Below are 18631 nucleotides of genomic sequence, written 5' to 3'. Positions count from 1 at the left end.
ATAGCCAATCAATATTCGTAGTGTGGTAGTTTATATTTGTATTATAATTCACCAAATCCATATTCATCAATCATTTTATCAAGTACAGCTTCATCTTTTGTACACGTCAATATCATATCACTTATTTGGTTTTCGCTATTGAGAAAATACATGAGTATTGTTTCAGGATTCCAATAGATTCTCAATCCATTACCATTTACTATTTCTTTATAATCATTGTTTAATGTATCTATAAAACTCTTAGATTTTTCATTACTATGGTATTCACTAATGTCAAGTGATGCAAAAAATCGAAATCCACTTTTTGCCTTCGCATGAAAACTTTCATCAGACATAACACATTGAACATATAAGATCATTTCAATAAATTGGTCTAAACTTAGTTCTTCACTATACCATTCAACATTCTTATCAAAATTTTGATCGGTAGTTTGATACACTGTTTTTGAATCTGTTAAATCAACAGCCCAATACACTACAGATTGATTTTCTTGAAGAAATACCAACTTATTATCTTTCACAAATAGTGCTGTAATTTCAGCAAAATGATGAAACCCATCAGTAAATAATGTGTTGTTTCCTAAGATCAGATACAGTTCTTTGAGTGTAGCTGGGATTTTGATATTCAATCGTTTTTCTTGTTCGAGAATACTTGATTGCTTCATCCCTTCTTCTAAAAAAAGATGTCTTCCGATAATTTTTTCTGCTATTTGTTTTACACTTCTATTCATTTTTTTATGAATTCAATATCCCTTATGCGCTTTATATTTAATTGTATTAACCATATTATAGTTGTTTATATAATATTCTATTACTTCATTAAAAGTGTCAAATTCGATTGGTATTTCGAATCTAGGAAGTATCAAAAAAGAAGATGGAGTGCAATACACATGTTGTCCATCAAATGTATGGGCAATTAATATGCTATTATGTATTTTATTTTTTTGCGAATCATCTTTCCATTCCCATAAATCAATATCTTCTTTAAAATTATTTTTAAAGAAATTTTTATCTGGTGTTACTATGTTCAGGTATTCAATATTTTCTGAAATGATTCCATATCCATAATGTTCGATAAACTCCAAATACGATTTTGGTATTGGAAAATTGAGCATATTCTTTATCAAATCAATATTCGGTGTACTTTTTTCTCCAATAATTTCAAAATTCATACTCATTTTAGTTTACTAATTTTTCAAATCTTGATAAGATATCCTTTATATCGTTAAGCGTTTCTTCTCGTTCTTCTTTCATACACATTTCAAACATAACATAGCTATCAGGTGTATTATATATAGTTTGTAAAGCCTCATAAACTGGTCTTATTTCCTCTTTATTCGTTTGAAATTTCAGTACTTTATTACCGTACGCTTTGGTTAAATCCACTTGTTCGTTTAATCCAGCTTCGACAATTATTGCTGAAAGTGCAATAATCAAATCTTCGAAATGAATGTATTGTTCGAATTTTGAGTTCGTAAACCTAACATTGTTGTCTGTCCGTTCATGAAGTACATCTGGATTATCAATATACTTTTTCACATCGGTATGCGTATATATTAAATCCATTGTTAACATATCGCCTGTTATGTTTTCTATAAGCTCTAAAAAATCACCTCCAAAATCAGAGCCAAATGCGGTGTCTTTCCAATTTTCTATCATAGTTTTTATATACTATTCATTACTCCTTTAAATACGTTATGTTTTTTATTACAACTATGGCAATTTATGTCTCCTTTAAAATATGGGATTAATGGTTTTAACGAATTGATATTCATTTCGTCAATTGGTTTTTCTAGCCAATCCAGATTTGTATTAGATGTATTTACATCAATTCTTAATTTTTTCTGGTTTTTATTTGTAGTAGGATCTCTGCTATATGCGTTTAAAACATTCTCTTCATTCCATAAAAAAGTTTCTTCTTCGCAAGTAGGACATACAAAAATATATTCGTCATTGATATTAAAGGTTTTAAATATCTCAGCTTCTTTATGTCTTTTTATGGACACTAAAAATGCGATTAAATAAAATCTTCTAGACTCTTCATCCAAAACTTCAGTATTGTGTGAATACTTATTTACAAGGTTTCTAAATTTTTCTATCGAATCCATAAATGCAATCTGAATTCTATTTTTTTCTTTTTCATTAAGATGATTCTCTTCGAATATTTGCTCTAACTCTGATATATTGTCTAGGTAAATTAAAACGACTCCTATAGAAGCTAATACATCAATATTAAATTCGATGTCCTCGGATTCTTCAATTATTGTTAATACATGAGGTACAGTGGCAAGTGTATTTTCGTATACTGTTCCTTGGTGATAAATATGTTCCCATATTAATTCATCTGCAATTTTTTTATCCAAACTTTTTGAAAGCTCCTGAATGAGTGATGGTATTACTTCTGAGTTTCTATATGGACTACTTAATTTTCTCCAAATATGTGATTCATCTAATCGTATCATGGTTTATGGATCGTAAGTGTTTTGTCTATTACATATTCTTCCCAACGATTTGGGGTTTTATCTATGAAGCAGAATGAACTTAACTAAAATCGTTTGTACTTAAATTAGCGTTATTTTGATATAAATTCAAAGTATAAGAATAAACACACACAAGAAATAATCCCCATTAAACAAACAATTCCCATAAGTAATCTAACTGTTTTATTTCCTAGTTTTTCTTCCCAAAAAGCGATATTCAACCATCCTCCTCCAGGTTCCATTACCCAATTCCAATTTTTTAAATAACCTAATAAAAAGACACCAAAACCAAGTGCTGCAATTAGAGCTCCATAATGAGGGTAGAGTTCAATAAAGTTGTTGAATTTGTTTATTATTTTTTCCATTGTTAGTTTGCTTGAATGCGAAACATTTTAAATTCATTTGGTATTATATCATTTTTTTGTACTTCGGTTTTCGATATACATTTTCACCTTTTTCATTAATAATCCCGATTAATTCCCCCGAAGAATTATATTCAACTACATATACTATTTTGTTTATGGAGGCCTTTGTTATTCCGTCAGGATTATCCATAACTTCAAATTCATCTCTTCTCTGGATCGTTATTCTTGAAAGAATACTATTAGTATATTCATATTCTTCTAAAGTGGCTCCTGATCTATGCGCTTTAATCATTTTAGTAATTAGGCCTTCTTTGTTTTTATGATAGTAGCTGATGCTTGTCAGCTCTTGTTCATCATCATCAATCACAACCCTTTTACTTTGGGTAATACCATTACTAATTTCAAAATAATTTGCAAAACCCTGTAGTTCATCTTCTTTCCAAAATTTTGCACATATCATTTCATTGTTATTGTATATCCCTTCCGAAATACGTTTTAAACTAATTGGCCGTTCAGTTAAAACCTTTTCTTTCCTCAAGTTCCCCCAAGATCTTTCTATATGTAAAGGGGTTAAATCAAACATAGCTGAGGTTGACCATAAGGAATCGTTTCCATTCGCTAAGGGTTTTAGTTGTATTCCTCCATTTTCAATTTCTCTGTATAACTCAATAAATTCTTTCTGAATTCTATCTAACTCTTTTGTTCCCATTTTAGTTTTATTGATCTTAAATGTTACTATCATTTTATCAATGATAAACCTCTATTGAATTTAATTTCTTTCAATAATCTATCGGCACTGTCCTATATTTAGGGTTTCCTTTTTCGTTTGTTTCTCCAAACCAAATGCCTACATGTTCTGCAGGTGTATCTTTTTCTCCTGTAAGAAAAACGATTACTCCTGTATCATTCCCAATTGTTACAAAATCTCCTTTATTAAGTTCATATTTCATTTTTACAATTTTAAGTCTTGATCATCCCATATCCTAAAGGGTATAAAGGGTAAGCTGTAAAAAATAGCTATTTCTGGTTTTTTTAGTTGGGATAGGTATTCTTTTTTTTCTAAACCGTTATCTGCTAAATTGACTTCTTTTAAATTAGGGAGTGTGTTTAATACACTGATATCAGAAATTTTATTACTATATAAGTTAAGTTGTTCTAATTTTTTAAGGTTTTTTAATCCATCTATATTTTCTATAGTTCCATTTTCTGAAAGATCTAACACTTTTAAATTGGTAAGCTTTTCCAGGTTTTTAACTTCAGCTATATTACACCAGCCCAGATCCAATTTTTCAAGATTTGGTAGATTATCAAAACAAGTTGTATTTGTTAAATTGGACTCACCTTGTATTCTCAAAATCTTGAGTTTATTAAGTTTTCCTATATCAATATTCGCGGTACCCGTAATATTTAAGTTTTCTAAATTTGGAAATTGTTCTAAAGTATCAATTTTAGATTCTTCTGATATTTCTAATACTAGTGTTTTTAAAGATTTTATAGAACGTATTTTGTTTATATCGGTATCTTCATCTAATCGTAAGTATTTTAGGTTCTGCAAGGTATCTAATCTTGTGTTTTTTAAATTTCCATAAAGTGTAAAGTTTTTTAACTTTTGAAGATGTTCTATACCTATAAGTTCTATAGAAAAATAACACCAAAGTTCTAGAGTATCTATGTTCGTTATAGTACTTACATCTATCGCTATAGTATCTTCTGGTTCGGGTTCAATATCAATGAATAATCGTAGCCGCTTAAGGGTTTTAAAAGCTAAAATACTTTTTGTGTCGGCAATAGAAGTTACTGTTAAGTCCAGAGATTCTAATACCGTAAATTCTTTGATGCACGAAACGTTTTTTACCTCATCTTCATTTACTTTCAATTTTTTAAGTTGATGTTTTAACGGTAAGAGTTTTTTTAAATCTATCAATCCTTTTTCGTGCGGATTGGTGTAAAATGTAATTTTTTCTAATTGTGTAAACGCTTTTAGTTGTGCCGATTCTTTTAATTCTGATTGACTAAAATATAATTCCTTTATTTGAGTTGCTATGGGTATAAAATTACTAATAGTAACAGTACTATACTGAAAATCTAATTTTTCGAGCTTGGTAAAGTGTTGTAAAAACGTCATGTCATCAGGTACGTATTGATGAAATTCTAAGATTTTGATATAATGTGCTATAGATGCCAAGTTTTGCAAGTTGACTTTTGCTTTTGGATAAGACCTTTCTTCTCCTAAGGAACAATAACTTATGGTAAATGTGCTTGATGTATCTTGAGAAAGTTGTTGATCTTTTACAATAGTACCAGTATCAATATCTAAACGTTCTAGCTTAGAAAATTGATGAATGTTCTTAATCGTATCTATTGTACATCCGTTTAGGACAATATGCTCTACATTATCTGATATTGGTAAAAACATATCTATAGTATCAAATATCATATTAGCTAAACGTATACGTATAAAATTCCTATCGGGTTTTGCCTGGTGAATAACATCGTTGTCTGATTGCTTAATAGTTACTCCATTGAGTCGTAAATCGTATAGTTTTGGAAAGAGATTGATTTCATAAAAATTATGAACTATACAATCAGTAATAAAAATATGATCGATTTTTTTTGCAATAGGCTGCAATACTGCTAAATGGTCAATGGTCATATTTTTAAGAATGATATGTTTTAAATTGCCATCGTAAGCAGTTGTACAAATCTTGTTACTGTACAGCTCATTTATATTTCCAATAGTTACCTTATCTAAAGTAAGTTCACGTAGGATTTCAAACTTAATTAAGTCGCTAATATCCTTAATCGTACAATTGATAAAGGTTAATCCAGACACTTCTTTGACCAAGTGTAGAAAGAGATCCAGATTGTCAATGCTTATATTTTGAAGGGTTAATGATGTTATTCTCTTATAATGTTCAAAATATTCATAGGTATTGGTTTGCTCTTTACCATACTCATGTTTTTCGAACTTTATATTGAGTTCTTTTTCTATGTTTTTAAGTTTGTCCATCTTCTGTTATTCTTCTTATTTAAACCAACTTTGTTTTTATTAGTTGTTACCAGCTGTTTTCAATTCTTCGATTATCAGTATTTGTTGAACAAACTCATTATAATAAGAATCAAATTTTCTTGAAGTATCTTTTTCCCATTCGGCATATCGCTGTTCATACTCTTTTGTATGTTCAGATTTTGTTCTTTCATCAATCCATTTTAGCGCTGACATTGCATAATTTTGCTCATAAAACAAGTCTTTTCTAGTTAAGTAATAGTCAAGGTATTTTTTCAGGTAATCGATTGATTTTTTTGAGTTAAAACTTGCAAGTGCTAAAGCAAATCCTTTCCCTTGATGAACTAATTCACTTTTCAGGAAATGTACTCCAATGATATCTTCAAATTCGGTTAAATTCTCAATTGCACAGAAAAAAGCTCCAACAATTCTTTCTCGCCAATTACTTTGTCCAATTATCTTTTTAACGATATCAGCATCTATTTCAGCTTTGATGTTTACATAATCACTTTTAAAGTTGATTAAATTTATAATACGTACCGTATAAAAAGGTGCTACAAATTTTTTATAGAATGCTTCATCAAATTCATTTTCTGTATGAAATGAGTTTAATGTTTCGAATGGGTTCTTGTTAGTATCCTTCAATGTTGATTTTTTAATTGCTATTCATAACAGTTCCTATAAATGTTTGTTTTAATGCCTTTTTACAACGGATTTAACTATAGTGTTTTTTAATATTCTTCTACATCAGATTTTATATTCTCAGCCTTTATCGTTTCAAAATAAACAATGTATTCTTCTCTACTTTTAAATTTTGCATTGGGGTTTGACTCATACCATTCAATAGTTTCAAGGATTTCTTTATTCAATTTTAGTTGCGTTTTTTCATTCCTCAAGAATGCTTTTGTCTCATCCCTATTTCGCCCAAAAACCAATTCTACATCAACATATGCTTGATTATCCGAACCTGCACCAAATTTAGCATCATACAAATCATATATATCTGCCATTTCCATATACTTATATAGCATAAAAGCGCATAAATCCGCTGTGTATACAGGAACATCAAATTCAAACCCTTTTAATTCTTCTTTCAGCAACCATTTTAAAAGTGGCTTATCCTCTGCAGAGTAATCACTGTATAATTCTAAAATAAGATTTTTTCTATTTGAGTAGTTTTTGTCACCATATTTCCCATTATCAATACATCCAAAATCAATCAATACTGATTCATCTTTACTTGATTTAAATGTGTCTATTATTTTTCTGTAGTTATTCATTTTTTTCATCCTTATTCTAAGTGACGTTAATTGTAAAATGCTTCTTAATATGCATCTACTTATAGTAGATATCTCGACTTATTTTAGGAATATCAATCCCTTATGGTAGTATCGATTATTTTCATTTCTGCAACCATATTAAGTCTATATATTGAATATACATACAGGCAATCAATATTTGCAGCGGTACAATTTATATTCGTTGGTATTATTCTTCTTCCTTAAAATCACTTAACATTACATCAATTCCCTCTTCGATTTTTCTCTTTTCATCTTTGGTATATGCTTCTAACTGTACCGTTAATTCTTGTGCTTCTTTTAATGAAATTTTCTGGTTCACCTGAACAAATGCCACACAACCCAAAAATGAAACACCTTTGTTTTTTAGTTCTGTGATTTTTAAGGATAGTGATGGTATATCATCACACTTGCACCGCTTTGCTTCTTTTTTTATTTCTTCTAAGTTCATAGTTGTTTTAATTAAGATTTTCTGATTAAAATCGCATATCTTCGATACAATTGTGTTTCATTTTATTTAGAAAAACTACTACCATTGACTTACTTTTAATGGGTTGATTTTTATTTAGAATGTCATGCTGAGCCTGTCGAAGCAAATTATAGAGAAGAAAGCCCTTCGACAGGCTCAGGGAAACATACTAGACAAAATGTATTAAATAAACATTTTAATTTATTTACAATTCAAAATCCTGATCCTCCCATATCCAAAAAGGTACTTTAGGTAATCCATAAAAAACTGCGATTTCAGGAATATTTAATTGTTTTAAAGCTTTTGGTTTTTCAATAAGGTTTCCTGCTATATTAACTTGTTTTAAGTTGGGCAGGTTATTTAAAATAGTGATGTCAGAGATTTCATTATCGTATAAATTCAAATATTCTAAACTTTTTAAATTCGCCAGACCATTTATATTTTGAATCATGTTTTCTGAAAGATTCAACATTTTCAGATTGGTGAGTTTATCTAAACCCGTTACCTCGGTTAGGCAATTATTTTCTAAACAGAGTTTTTCTAAGTTGGGTAAATCATCTAAAAAATCAATTTCTTTTGGAAATGTGCTGGAAATATCCAGTACCTTTAAATTGGGTAAATGCCCTAAGGTGAATTTGTTAGTCCCTTTTATCGAGAGCTCTTTAAGGTTGATAAACTGTGATAATCCTGAAATTTCATATGCTTCTGTAACATCGATTTCTAATTTTGTAAGTGTATCTATTGCTGGTAACTCACTTATGTTTATTGCTTCATTTATCTTTAAATACCGAAGGTTTTTAATTTTATGGATTCCTTTTGCTTTACAAAAGTCTTTTAGGCTTAATACTTCTAAAAGCTGAAGGTTTGCAAGCCCATTAAGTGTAATTTGATTATCATTCTCTATATAAAGCTCTTCAATGTTCTTAAGGGTTTCTACATTAAATGTATGCGCTTTTTTTGCTCGAATATTGATCGATAACTTTTTTAAACTGGGTAACAAGAAAACACGTTGAGCTACTTTTTTTGAAGCATACAATATAAAAATAGACTCTAGTGCCGTAAACTCCTTAATTAAGTCCAAATTTTTAATACGACTATCAGAAAACTCCCAAAAATCGAATTTCTTAAGTTGATTTTTTAAGGGAAGTAATGTTTTAAAATCTTTAAAACTTTCTTTTGAGGTATTGGCATCAATTTTTAATACTTCCAGATTTTTAAAGTGCTGGATTTGTGATCTGTTTTTAATGGTTGATTCTGAAAAATCTAAAGAGCTAATTTGTGCTGCTATGGGTGAAAAATCACTTAATCTTGCTGTAATTCGATCGAATTTTAATCTGTTCAAGTTAGTAAAGTTTTTTAGAGTATCTAGATTTACTAGCTGATGATTTTCTATAGTTAGTTGCTCTATAAAATGACCAATTGAACTTAGTTTTTTAATATCAAAGTTTTGTACATCGGTATCTTCTTCTGATCTAGCTATAATACATTCTTTAAGTTTAAGATTAGAATGATTGGCAGGAAAACTTGTATCTACTATAGTGGTAGTAGCATCTACTTCAAATTTATTTAAAGTCGTAAACTCTGATAAATGCTTTATGTTGTTAAACTTACAGTTGTATATTCTTAGCCCATGTAAACCTGTTGCGATTGGTATAAAATATCTGAGGTCATTTACGGACATATTTGTAAACGTTAACCAGGTAAAATTCCTGTCAGTATTGGGTGTATAAATTACATCCTCATCAGATTGTTTGATAACTACACCATCTAGTCGTAAATCATAGAGTTTGGGAAACAAATTCACCTCATAAAAATTATGAATGGTACAATTGGTAATAAACACATGATCCAAATTTTTAGCCATAGGTTGTAAAACACCTAAATGCTTAATGTTCAAGTTTTCTAAGTTTACGTGCATTAAATTTCCATTGTAGGTAGTATTACAACTTTTATTTTCGATAGTTAACTCCTCAACATTAGTAATGGTAACATTGTTTAATGTTAAGTTTCCCAAGTTTTCGAAGTTATAGAGACTGGAAATGCTACCGATAGTACAGTTAATTAATTTTAACGTGTGTAGGTACTTAGAAAAAGGTAATAAAACATGGATGTTGTCAATAGTTATATTTTCTAATACAAGCTCTCTTATGTTTGGATCGTTTGACCAAGTATTATATGTATTCACTTGATCTTCTTTTTTATAATCGTGCTTTTCGAGCTTTATGCTTAGTAGTTTTTCTATTTGTTGTATTTGATCTTCCATATTGATTTTAGACACCTAATAATTATTTGCTTTCTAAGGAACGAATTAGATTAATGTTATGATTTTCAATTTTATCGAAGTTTGGATTCGTTGACTTTTCTAATGAATTATACCAATCTTTTTGTGAAAAATAGTTATGCATTTCTCCACCTTGTTTAAAAAGATATCCCTTTCTAGCAAAAATTTCATTTCTCATAACTTTTAATTCTTTAGCAGAGAAAACTTCTAAATCTAAAGGAGTCAATTTTACGAAACTTGTTTCAGGGTATTTTCCTAAAGGTTTTTTAATAGCGCTGTGATAGTTAAATTGTAAGTAGTGATGCGTTTTTTCATTTTCAACCTCGTTATAAAACGAAGCTAGACCTTTATCTCCCTTTTTTAAGAGCACATTAGAATCATCTATGCACTTATATAATTGGTAGGGGTTATTTGATACATAAAGTTTTTCGTGCTCATATTTAATAGGCTCTCGTTGATTTTTGAGTACCCAATTATCAATTTCCCAATCATAATATTTTGAACAAGCAAATAGTTTACCATTACTATAAATTATTTTCAATTCAGACTCGGACTCAGAGCCTCCAAAATAATAAACACCTTCATAGTCATAAATTTTAATATTCTCTATTTTCTTGAGACTTGAAAAATTAACCTCTTCAGTTCGAACGGATACATAAGCATTAAAAACTGTGTCTTTGGTTTGACTAAAGCCACTAGCAATACTTATTATTATAAAAAACGTACTTTGAACTATTTTTTTCATTTTTCTAATTTATTCTAATTCTATCTTGAAATAATGTTTTAATACAGATTTTCTATATGTTAATGTGAATTCTTCGCTTCCATTCATTAAATTACACAAAGGGTCTTTCTCGTCAATATATTCGAATATTACCTTTTGATGAGCGGGCAAATCATGATAAGCATCTGTTAGACTTTTTAAATTAGATTCTGATGGCTCGATCAGATACTTTTTAAATGATTTCTCGCAAACTATTCTTCTGTTATCACGATTATTGAGCTCATTTATAATGTCTTCTATCTCTTTAATAAAATCTTCATTACTTTTTTCAGGAATAAACCCTGAACTTTTTATAGTTCCCAAACTACATTCTAATTCGACATGATCTGGTATTGTTTGTAATAGCTTTCCTGATGTTATTTCGCTTTTGATTTGATCTATATCCTTTAATCCCCAACAATCGATACATCCATCTTCAAATATGGTTATGTATGATAGATAATATCCATTATTGTTAATAATTACAGGTAGTTTTTTGCCAAATATCTTTTTACCATTCTTTTCTATATATAGTTTTTCTTTGTAGTATTCCATGTTCCTTCAATCCTGTTCGTCTTTTAATCCCAACCTATCATTTTGATAAATTCATGTTCACTTTTAGCAATCCGTTCTTCTTTTTTAGTATTTGGATCTAGCTTAAAAATATAGCCTCCAGAATGTCTAAGAAAAAAATGTCCGTTTTCGTCTACTGCTACCAGATAAGACTCTTTTCCTTGATACCAATCTGCCTGAAAAGGACGTCTGTCTTCTGTACGTATCAAACAAACCAGTTTATATACTTGCTCGTTATGATGTATGATTCTTATGAGCCCTAAATTATTGCTAGCTTTTTCTAGTAGATTCATTGATTTAATTTTCTTTCATTTTCAAAAAACATTTTGGGTTCATTTATACTTGATCATTAAAAAATCTCCTGGCATCGGTCTTAATTCCTGATCGTCAAGTTTAACTTCTGTCCAGTATTTTCTTTCATCAGATTCATGATCCTCTATCAACCTATATTCAGAAGATGGTGTTTTTGTCATTTTTTCAGGTATCATAATAATATTCATATCTGGATGAATTTGATGATCCATTCCTTTTTTCAACCATGTAATGGCATTGTCAACTTCTTTTTTTCTAGCTACTAATTCTTGAGTCCTATTTATTCGTAATTCTTCTATTGTTTTTTTTGATTCAGCATTTAAAAGTTTGATTATGTTATTGTAATTAATTTCCATTGCTCTATTTTTCAAATTCTGTTATCATCATTTATATATTAGAAACCTCTATTAAAGTTATCATAATCTTCTTCGCTTTTCCCAAATGCAAATAGTTTATATTTATTAGTTTCGTCATTCATTTTTTCGGTTTCGGGATGAAACCAAAGCTTGACACCACTATATTTTATTTTGACAATCACATGCCGTTCTTCAGTGTTAAACTTCACTAAATAATTTACACTTTCTGAATTAAGCCTTTTTTGAGTTTGTTCTAATGTCAGTTCATCTAGATTGGTCAGCATCCATTTATCATATTTAATTCGATCACTGTCTTCGATATAAGGAAGGCTATCACACCATATTAGAAATAATTTATCAAGGTCAAAATGAAGTTCAATCCATCCATACCTAATAATGCTAAAGCCATTTCCCATGTCTGTATCATCGTCAGGTTCAGGAAAGTTATTTAAAATCCATTCTTTTGTTTGCCCAACTTTTATAATGTCAAATTGTTCTTTTAAAAAAAAGTCTTTTAAATGAATATGTATTGGATTATTAATTTTCATTATTTACTATGGTTATCTACGTTTAGAGGTAGGTTTCTTAGGTCAGTTTTAATTCACTTGGAGTTAATAGCCAAGAAATTCCATCACTTTCTTGTTTCACATGCCAGACAACAATCCCTTTTGTTTTTTCCCAATATAAAGTCTTGCCATCTGGGTCTTTTAGCATAAAAGGTGGCACCCAGATTAATTCTATATTGCCGTCTCCTGCCCAACCAGATTTTAGAAATCTTTCTTTGGCAATCACAATATATTCATCAGCATTTTTCAAACACTCTCTGGGGTTTAACGTAAAATGCAGATTGTCTATGTATTCATACATCAACAATTCGAAATCCTTTAAAGATTCTGGTGAATAGTCAATAATTTCAGATTTTTTAATTGTATATGCCATTTTGTGGTTGATTTGGTATTACACTGAGTTTAATCTGGGTTTAACAAATGTTATTTTCAAATTCAAATGTTCCTCTTTTGTCTATATACATTAAGGACTTATTAAAATCATTAAGTCCCCAACAAGACAAATTATCATTTTCTTTAATCTTTGATTCAGAAAAAATTTTGGCTAATTGGATGTTGTCAAATTTATGATAGATATTTCCTTCTCCTTCATAAAGTGTAAAGTCAAGATGTAACCTTTTATTATGCGATTCAAAAACAACAGCTACTTCTTCACCTTTCAATTCTGGGAATTTGGTTATTTTTTTTAGTTGTACATTAATTTTATCATCTAAATGATTCACAATCATTTGTTTTAGGTTCTCCTCTGGTTTCCAATTGTTATCTAAACCATATAAAATTACTTCTCTAATTGTTTTAGGGGTGACAATGGTTCTCTGAAATAGACTCCAGCTTTTTGCAATACCTTCTGTATTAAAATTAGACACATAATTTGAGTGATAATCAATCCACCCTATTAGCACTTGCCCATTAATATCAGGAAGGCCTATAATAAGTCTAATGCCTCCATCTTCACCTGTTATTTTGTATTTGTAAAGGGTATCATTTACTATTATTGATCTAAATCCTTTTTTGGGTAATGTCATTTTTCAATGTTTGTTATTGTTTGGTCCAAAATGTTTTTTTAACTCTTTTTGTTGTATTCTATATTACGAACTCCTAATAGAATAAGTTTGTTGATGTTATCAAATCCAGAGATTCTCAACTCTATTTCTTTATTTGGATACATTTTTTCTTTTCCAAATTTTTCCTGACAAGTTTTAAAGTCTGATAGCGCATTAAATTCTTCTCCAAAATTTGAGATTATTCCTTGTGGGTAAAAACATAAAATTCGGGATATAACTAAATCTCCAATTTCATACTTCATTTTCAATGTATTCCAATTCGATTCGGATTTCATCATTGATTCTTTCCATAAGGTATCAAATTCTACTTTGGAGCTCACCATCATAAATTCTAAACTATCTTTTAGATTGCCTTCTGGTAAAAAATATGATTCATGTTCTATTTCTAAATATGTGTTGATTACATTATTTCCTGTCTTGTAAATTGCTCTTTCACAAAAAAAATCTTCATCCAATTCTAAAAAACACTCTGTTTTATCTTCGTCTACATATTTATAGTAATTTTTCATGCTATATATTTATTTCTTAAGTTCCATAACAGTCTTTGTATGATGTCAATCTCATACACCACATAAGATGATCGTTTATACTTTTCCTTATTTTGAACCTATCCAATTTTGGACTTCAATTTTTATCTTTTCTAGTTCTTCGGTAATAATATATTCTTTATTCTTTTTTTTCTCTTGTCTTATATTTTTTAGTCTATCCCATATTTGATAAAATTCTATCAAAGATTTCAAGTAAAAATTTTCTTTTAAATATATCAGCATTTTATCAACCGCTCTTTGAACCTTATTTTCCTTTAATAAATTTTGTAGCTCATCAATATTGGTTTTGGAGAATTTAAACGCTCCCCAATATTTAATGTTATCTAAAAAAGATTCAGTTGATACAATTAATCCACAGGTCTCTTGTTTTTTCAATAGAAAGGAAAGACACTCTATTTTTTCATCTAATGTTATTTGACTACTACTATCTTTTTCTAATACCATTCTCAAAGCTTGACCTTGTTCATAACCTGTCCCAAAACCAATATAATATTCAATTCCTGGTAATGTGTAGTAATTAGGAATTTCCAATTCTTCTTTTCCGTTATCGATAATATATGTAGTAATATGAACAGCGTTATTTAAACCTTTTATACGCCCATCAAGTATTCCTTTTGCAGTAGGATGAAGCATTCCTCCCATATCTTTTTTTTGATTTACTCTATTTTAAAATTCAGGTTAAAAATTTGGCGTTGACTCAAATCTTTAGATTTAAGACTTTTTAGTAATCTTTTATCGCAACTGTATTGTGTATAATAGTTTTCTACTCACTTTGTTTGGTAAAAACTATTGTCTCATCAACTTTAGATATTAAAAAAATTATCTCCTTTGGTTTTCGGTGCTCCGTCGGTTTTTCCCATTCACCAGAGTACGAAACAGTATCAACTGAAATGATAATTTTTTCTTTGTCAAAGAATTCATATTTCCCAATTACTGTTGTAAAATTATCATTCCCGCAAGGTGCAACATAACTACTATTAAAAACCATTTTATCTCCAAAACTAGTCAGGTTACCAGCAAATTTTCTTTCAATAAACTTTGTTAAGTTGTATTGTTTGATGTTAGGATCTAACCCTAATATATTGTCAGTTATCCAAGTTCCGTTTTCTAGTTCAGTCTTATACATATTTTTCATTTCTTGTGCTTTTCCTTGAGAGCTAAAAAACAAGATTGTAATAGTCAGTATCGTAAGATTTAATACTATTTTTTTAGTCATAACATTTTATATTTTACGTTTATTTTATCACTTAAGCCACTATTATTTTTTACCGTGTTGGTAATATTTATTTGTTTTCGTTCCAAAACCTTAGAGGATAAGTCCATTCGTTTGAATAGAAATGATTTGATAAAACATCTCTAAATTCTGGAATAAAAATGTTAGATACGTCAATTTTATTAGTTTTTAAATCTCCAGAATATGCTAGCGATTGTAAAATTTCTTGTTTAAAATATTTATCTCCTTTGATTATTCCTTGACAGCTTTTAATGAGGCTTTTTAAGGTTGCTGAACTATCCAGATTATTAATATTCTTAAGCAAGATTTCAATCCAATTTATTATTTCAGATTGTTTAACTTCTTTATACGGAAGATTAATACATAAATCACAATAGCAGTAAAATAAATTATATCTATCCACAGCACCACCTCTAAATAGTTTTTTGAATAGTGTTTTTATAAATGCTAGATTATCATAAGATTCTTTATAATCTAATAATTCTAATTTTTCAAAACTCAGATTATTTAGGTAATGATATGTTGAGTATTCAGATAAATAACAATAATTTTTCTCCAATCCAGATATCAGTATATTTTCTCTAAGTTTGTCGGGGTTTTTGTTCTTATGACTAGATACGATTTGCTCTTTCAAATACTTTTTATCAAAGCTTAAATCGTTTTTGAGTCCAAGATATTCAAATATTAGTTCACTGTCTTTTGTAAGTTGTTCTGAATCAATCTGTTCTTTTTGAACCCAACCTATCGACTCTCTCCCGATAGGATCATAATCCCAATTATAATTCGCAAGTAAGGCCACAAACTCCAAATCAAGATTTGACGATTTTGCAAGAGATTTTAGTTTCTTTCTTGCTACTTCACTTTGATTTATTTCTTTAAATGATTTCATTTTTCTTAATTATTGTCAATCGTTTGGTGTATGAGTAGTATCGGATTTCTACATATTAACTTTTCATTTTTACATTACTCTTACTTTTATGTTTCTATTTTGATAATCGTTCTTAAACCATTATGGTTCATACTATATTTAAGTACAGTATTTTTTTAAATAGCTTTCAAACTCTAATTCATATTCCTTTCTGGCAAATTTCAGTTCCTTTATTGGTTGTATTCCTCTGTTCTCCATCTCTTTCTCATATTCAAAATCATCATTTTCATAGGTGATCTCTTTCCAGACTATCAAATCATCTTGTTTATCTAAAATAAATGAAATAACACCGCAATAATCACTACCACAATGACATCTATACAATATAATTCGGTTTGTTGCGAATTGATTAGATGGCTGTTTATTTCCTAAAAATTGGGCGACAGCGTTTTTGTTAATTTTTGTTCTATCATAATCAGGAAACTTAGATGTATCAACCTCCAATATATCTAAATCAAAATCAGAATAAGCTACATCAAAGCGACTAATGTTTAACCATTCGGTTAGTGCTTTCCCGTCTATAAAAAAGTCGAAACTTATTTTTTTATCCTCCTTTTTTACTGCTCTTATCTCAAAATTATTTTTCATTCTTGCTTATTAAATCTAGCTTCTAGGTTATAGTTAGTGCGAGAATTAAAAGTAGTGCACTTTCTATTAAGCACTTAGCCAAAACTTTTAATTCTGTCTTATCTTTTTCTTTATAAACCTCTCAATTTAGCAATTACTAACTATGTTTATACACCGCGGCGTAAAGCGTTTTTATTCAGATATAACATATTCAATTCTTAAATAATCTCGCATACTAGGGTCAACAAATTTATTTTCTCCAGTTTGTTTGAGCTTTATTTCGTTAAAATCGTGGTCTTTAAAAAACGAGCTGCTAAATAAGTTATGAATGTCTAGCCCAAAAACATCTAATTTTCCAACCAAATGAGTAAACTCATATTTATCAGTCAATTTTTGCTTTCCGATTATGTAATTTCCGATTGAGTTAAATAGAGAGGAATATCCAATGCAGTTAGCTTTTTTTGACCCATAAATGATATTTGAATTATTTGAAACCTTATTAAAGGTAAATTCTAGTTCTGCGCTTGTAATATCATTACTTAATTCAATTATTTCTTCTATTGTTAATGATTTTTCTTTTATTTTTTTGTCAATTTCTTCAATCAGATTTTTGTTAGTCAGAATGATATTATTTCTAATTCCAATCTTTGAGTAGTTGACTAAATTTCGATACAAAAATCCACGAAATAAAATTGTCAGAATAAATAGAATTCCAAAATATTTGATGATTTTCTTTAACTTATTCACTGCTCTGTTTAAATGACTTGCAACTTATTTACATAAGTACCTTTATTCCTTTTATACATCTAATATGATAGTATACCGATAATTACATACTGCTATATTAAAAATATTTGTTTTATAAATCTACAGTCAATCAATATTCGTAGTGCAGCAATCTATATTTGTTCATTTACCACAAATGATTTATTTAAATTAATGAAAAATTGGCATTTTTAATGGGTAATCGCTTTGAAAAAAGGAATTATTTTCTAGCTAAAAACATTGATCTCCGCTAAAAAAATGGATTCATTTGCAATTTCATTTGTACTTATTGGATTTAACGTTTATTGTGGTTGGCTTATTTTTTAATAATTTCCTCCTCCGGAATCAATTACCACTCCGTCTTCGGAGAATTTAATGCTTAAATATTCCATAGGAGAACCTTTAGGAAGATTATAAAATAAATCAAAATCTTTATTTATATGAAAACCCACAATACTGACTTTAATTTCCTCAAGTTCTCTCTCAGTTGGATTATATAGTTCTTTTAATTTTTTCTTTGCTTTTCTATCAAAAGTTGTAATTTCAAGTAGCGTTGAATGAATATAAGTATGGAGACTTTTGGCTTCGTTTTCATCGATTGAATTAATTTCGATTGTTATTGTGTAGCTCTTAATTTTAAATTCCTTTAAACTACTAAAACAACACAAATTGCTTAAGTACTTCATTTTTCCTATTTCATCTATTTTGTAGAAATCATTCATATTTTTTTTCAATTAAATACAACTTGTTACTAACAGTGTCTTCATTCTTTTATTCATCTTATCTAATGATCTAGTAATACTTACTATACTACTATATTAAATATAATTGTTTTATAAATCTATAGTCAATCCATATTCGTAGCGTAGCAATCTATATTTGTTCATTTACCACAAATGATTTATTTAAATTAATGAAAAATCGGCAATTTTAATGAGTAATCGCTTTTGAAAAAAGGATTTATTTTCTAGCTAAAAAACATTGATCTCCGCTAAAAAAATGGATTTCAGTCTACGCTGGAATGACAAGAAACGATGAAACCAATAAAAACTTGC

Annotated in this window: 26 protein-coding genes; all 26 read right to left on the bottom strand. The window is 28.9% G+C overall.

What is annotated here, in order from left to right; genetic code table 11:
• Positions 1–41: 41 nt before the first annotated feature.
• A complete protein-coding gene (locus QBK95_RS18395; protein ID WP_280936031.1) occupies positions 42–731 on the bottom strand; it encodes a hypothetical protein in 690 nt (229 codons plus the stop codon).
• A gap of 12 nt (positions 732–743) precedes the next feature.
• Entirely contained in the window at positions 744–1172 is a 429-nt protein-coding gene (locus tag QBK95_RS18390) for an SMI1/KNR4 family protein (RefSeq protein WP_280936030.1), read from the bottom strand.
• A gap of 7 nt (positions 1173–1179) precedes the next feature.
• Positions 1180–1659: an imm68 putative immunity domain-containing protein gene (locus QBK95_RS18385; protein ID WP_280936029.1), complete on the bottom strand. Its 480-nt coding sequence runs from the start codon at positions 1657–1659 to the stop codon at positions 1180–1182.
• Between the two features lie 5 nt (positions 1660–1664).
• On the bottom strand, positions 1665–2462 hold the full coding sequence (locus QBK95_RS18380) for a hypothetical protein (protein WP_280936028.1): 798 nt from the start codon (positions 2460–2462) through the stop codon (positions 1665–1667).
• A gap of 110 nt (positions 2463–2572) precedes the next feature.
• Positions 2573–2845: an Imm17 family immunity protein gene (locus tag QBK95_RS18375; RefSeq protein ID WP_280936027.1), complete on the bottom strand. Its 273-nt coding sequence runs from the start codon at positions 2843–2845 to the stop codon at positions 2573–2575.
• Positions 2846–2888: 43 nt separating this feature from the next.
• Complete coding sequence (locus QBK95_RS18370) at positions 2889–3554, bottom strand: hypothetical protein (RefSeq protein ID WP_280936026.1); 666 nt, start codon at positions 3552–3554, stop codon at positions 2889–2891.
• 70 nt (positions 3555–3624) lie between these two features.
• The gene (locus tag QBK95_RS18365; protein ID WP_280936025.1) at positions 3625–3795 is read right to left on the bottom strand and encodes a hypothetical protein; all 171 of its coding nucleotides are present in this window, start codon (positions 3793–3795) and stop codon (positions 3625–3627) included.
• Between the two features lie 2 nt (positions 3796–3797).
• Entirely contained in the window at positions 3798–5855 is a 2058-nt protein-coding gene (locus QBK95_RS18360; RefSeq protein WP_280936024.1) for a leucine-rich repeat domain-containing protein, read from the bottom strand.
• Positions 5856–5894: 39 nt separating this feature from the next.
• The gene (locus QBK95_RS18355; RefSeq protein ID WP_280936023.1) at positions 5895–6497 is read right to left on the bottom strand and encodes a DUF6000 family protein; all 603 of its coding nucleotides are present in this window, start codon (positions 6495–6497) and stop codon (positions 5895–5897) included.
• 86 nt (positions 6498–6583) lie between these two features.
• On the bottom strand, positions 6584–7132 hold the full coding sequence (locus QBK95_RS18350; protein WP_280936022.1) for a hypothetical protein: 549 nt from the start codon (positions 7130–7132) through the stop codon (positions 6584–6586).
• Between the two features lie 208 nt (positions 7133–7340).
• A complete protein-coding gene (locus QBK95_RS18345) occupies positions 7341–7601 on the bottom strand; it encodes a hypothetical protein (protein ID WP_280936021.1) in 261 nt (86 codons plus the stop codon).
• A gap of 223 nt (positions 7602–7824) precedes the next feature.
• A complete protein-coding gene (locus QBK95_RS18340) occupies positions 7825–9897 on the bottom strand; it encodes a leucine-rich repeat domain-containing protein (RefSeq protein WP_280936020.1) in 2073 nt (690 codons plus the stop codon).
• A 7-nt stretch (positions 9898–9904) separates the two neighbouring features.
• Positions 9905–10645: a YARHG domain-containing protein gene (locus tag QBK95_RS18335; protein WP_280936019.1), complete on the bottom strand. Its 741-nt coding sequence runs from the start codon at positions 10643–10645 to the stop codon at positions 9905–9907.
• 9 nt (positions 10646–10654) lie between these two features.
• The gene (locus tag QBK95_RS18330) at positions 10655–11218 is read right to left on the bottom strand and encodes a DUF7638 domain-containing protein (RefSeq protein WP_280936018.1); all 564 of its coding nucleotides are present in this window, start codon (positions 11216–11218) and stop codon (positions 10655–10657) included.
• A gap of 23 nt (positions 11219–11241) precedes the next feature.
• Positions 11242–11529: a hypothetical protein gene (locus QBK95_RS18325; protein WP_280936017.1), complete on the bottom strand. Its 288-nt coding sequence runs from the start codon at positions 11527–11529 to the stop codon at positions 11242–11244.
• Between the two features lie 39 nt (positions 11530–11568).
• Positions 11569–11904, bottom strand: a complete 336-nt coding sequence (locus QBK95_RS18320; protein WP_280936016.1) for a hypothetical protein — start codon at positions 11902–11904, stop codon at positions 11569–11571.
• A gap of 38 nt (positions 11905–11942) precedes the next feature.
• Positions 11943–12452 (bottom strand): hypothetical protein, encoded by a 510-nt coding sequence (locus QBK95_RS18315; protein WP_280936015.1) that lies wholly within the window; start codon positions 12450–12452, stop codon positions 11943–11945.
• Positions 12453–12489: 37 nt separating this feature from the next.
• On the bottom strand, positions 12490–12843 hold the full coding sequence (locus QBK95_RS18310; protein WP_280936014.1) for a hypothetical protein: 354 nt from the start codon (positions 12841–12843) through the stop codon (positions 12490–12492).
• A gap of 40 nt (positions 12844–12883) precedes the next feature.
• Complete coding sequence (locus QBK95_RS18305; protein ID WP_280936013.1) at positions 12884–13495, bottom strand: hypothetical protein; 612 nt, start codon at positions 13493–13495, stop codon at positions 12884–12886.
• Positions 13496–13533: 38 nt separating this feature from the next.
• Entirely contained in the window at positions 13534–14043 is a 510-nt protein-coding gene (locus QBK95_RS18300; RefSeq protein ID WP_280936012.1) for a hypothetical protein, read from the bottom strand.
• A gap of 87 nt (positions 14044–14130) precedes the next feature.
• Entirely contained in the window at positions 14131–14724 is a 594-nt protein-coding gene (locus tag QBK95_RS18295; RefSeq protein WP_280936011.1) for a hypothetical protein, read from the bottom strand.
• 121 nt (positions 14725–14845) lie between these two features.
• Positions 14846–15298, bottom strand: coding sequence for a hypothetical protein (locus QBK95_RS18290; protein WP_280936010.1), 453 nt, complete (start codon positions 15296–15298; stop codon positions 14846–14848).
• A gap of 67 nt (positions 15299–15365) precedes the next feature.
• The gene (locus tag QBK95_RS18285; protein ID WP_280936009.1) at positions 15366–16205 is read right to left on the bottom strand and encodes a hypothetical protein; all 840 of its coding nucleotides are present in this window, start codon (positions 16203–16205) and stop codon (positions 15366–15368) included.
• A 138-nt stretch (positions 16206–16343) separates the two neighbouring features.
• The gene (locus tag QBK95_RS18280) at positions 16344–16832 is read right to left on the bottom strand and encodes a hypothetical protein (RefSeq protein WP_280936008.1); all 489 of its coding nucleotides are present in this window, start codon (positions 16830–16832) and stop codon (positions 16344–16346) included.
• Positions 16833–17003: 171 nt separating this feature from the next.
• The gene (locus QBK95_RS18275) at positions 17004–17558 is read right to left on the bottom strand and encodes a hypothetical protein (protein WP_280936007.1); all 555 of its coding nucleotides are present in this window, start codon (positions 17556–17558) and stop codon (positions 17004–17006) included.
• Positions 17559–17899: 341 nt separating this feature from the next.
• Positions 17900–18298 (bottom strand): hypothetical protein, encoded by a 399-nt coding sequence (locus QBK95_RS18270; RefSeq protein WP_280936006.1) that lies wholly within the window; start codon positions 18296–18298, stop codon positions 17900–17902.
• Positions 18299–18631 lie beyond the last annotated feature (333 nt).

Origin of the sequence: Aquimarina mycalae, assembly GCF_029906345.1 — a bacterium.
In the GTDB taxonomy this organism is placed as follows: Bacteria; Bacteroidota; Bacteroidia; order Flavobacteriales; family Flavobacteriaceae; genus Aquimarina.
Note: the sequence above shows the minus strand (reverse complement) of the source record. Positions and strands in the feature narration are given on the sequence as shown.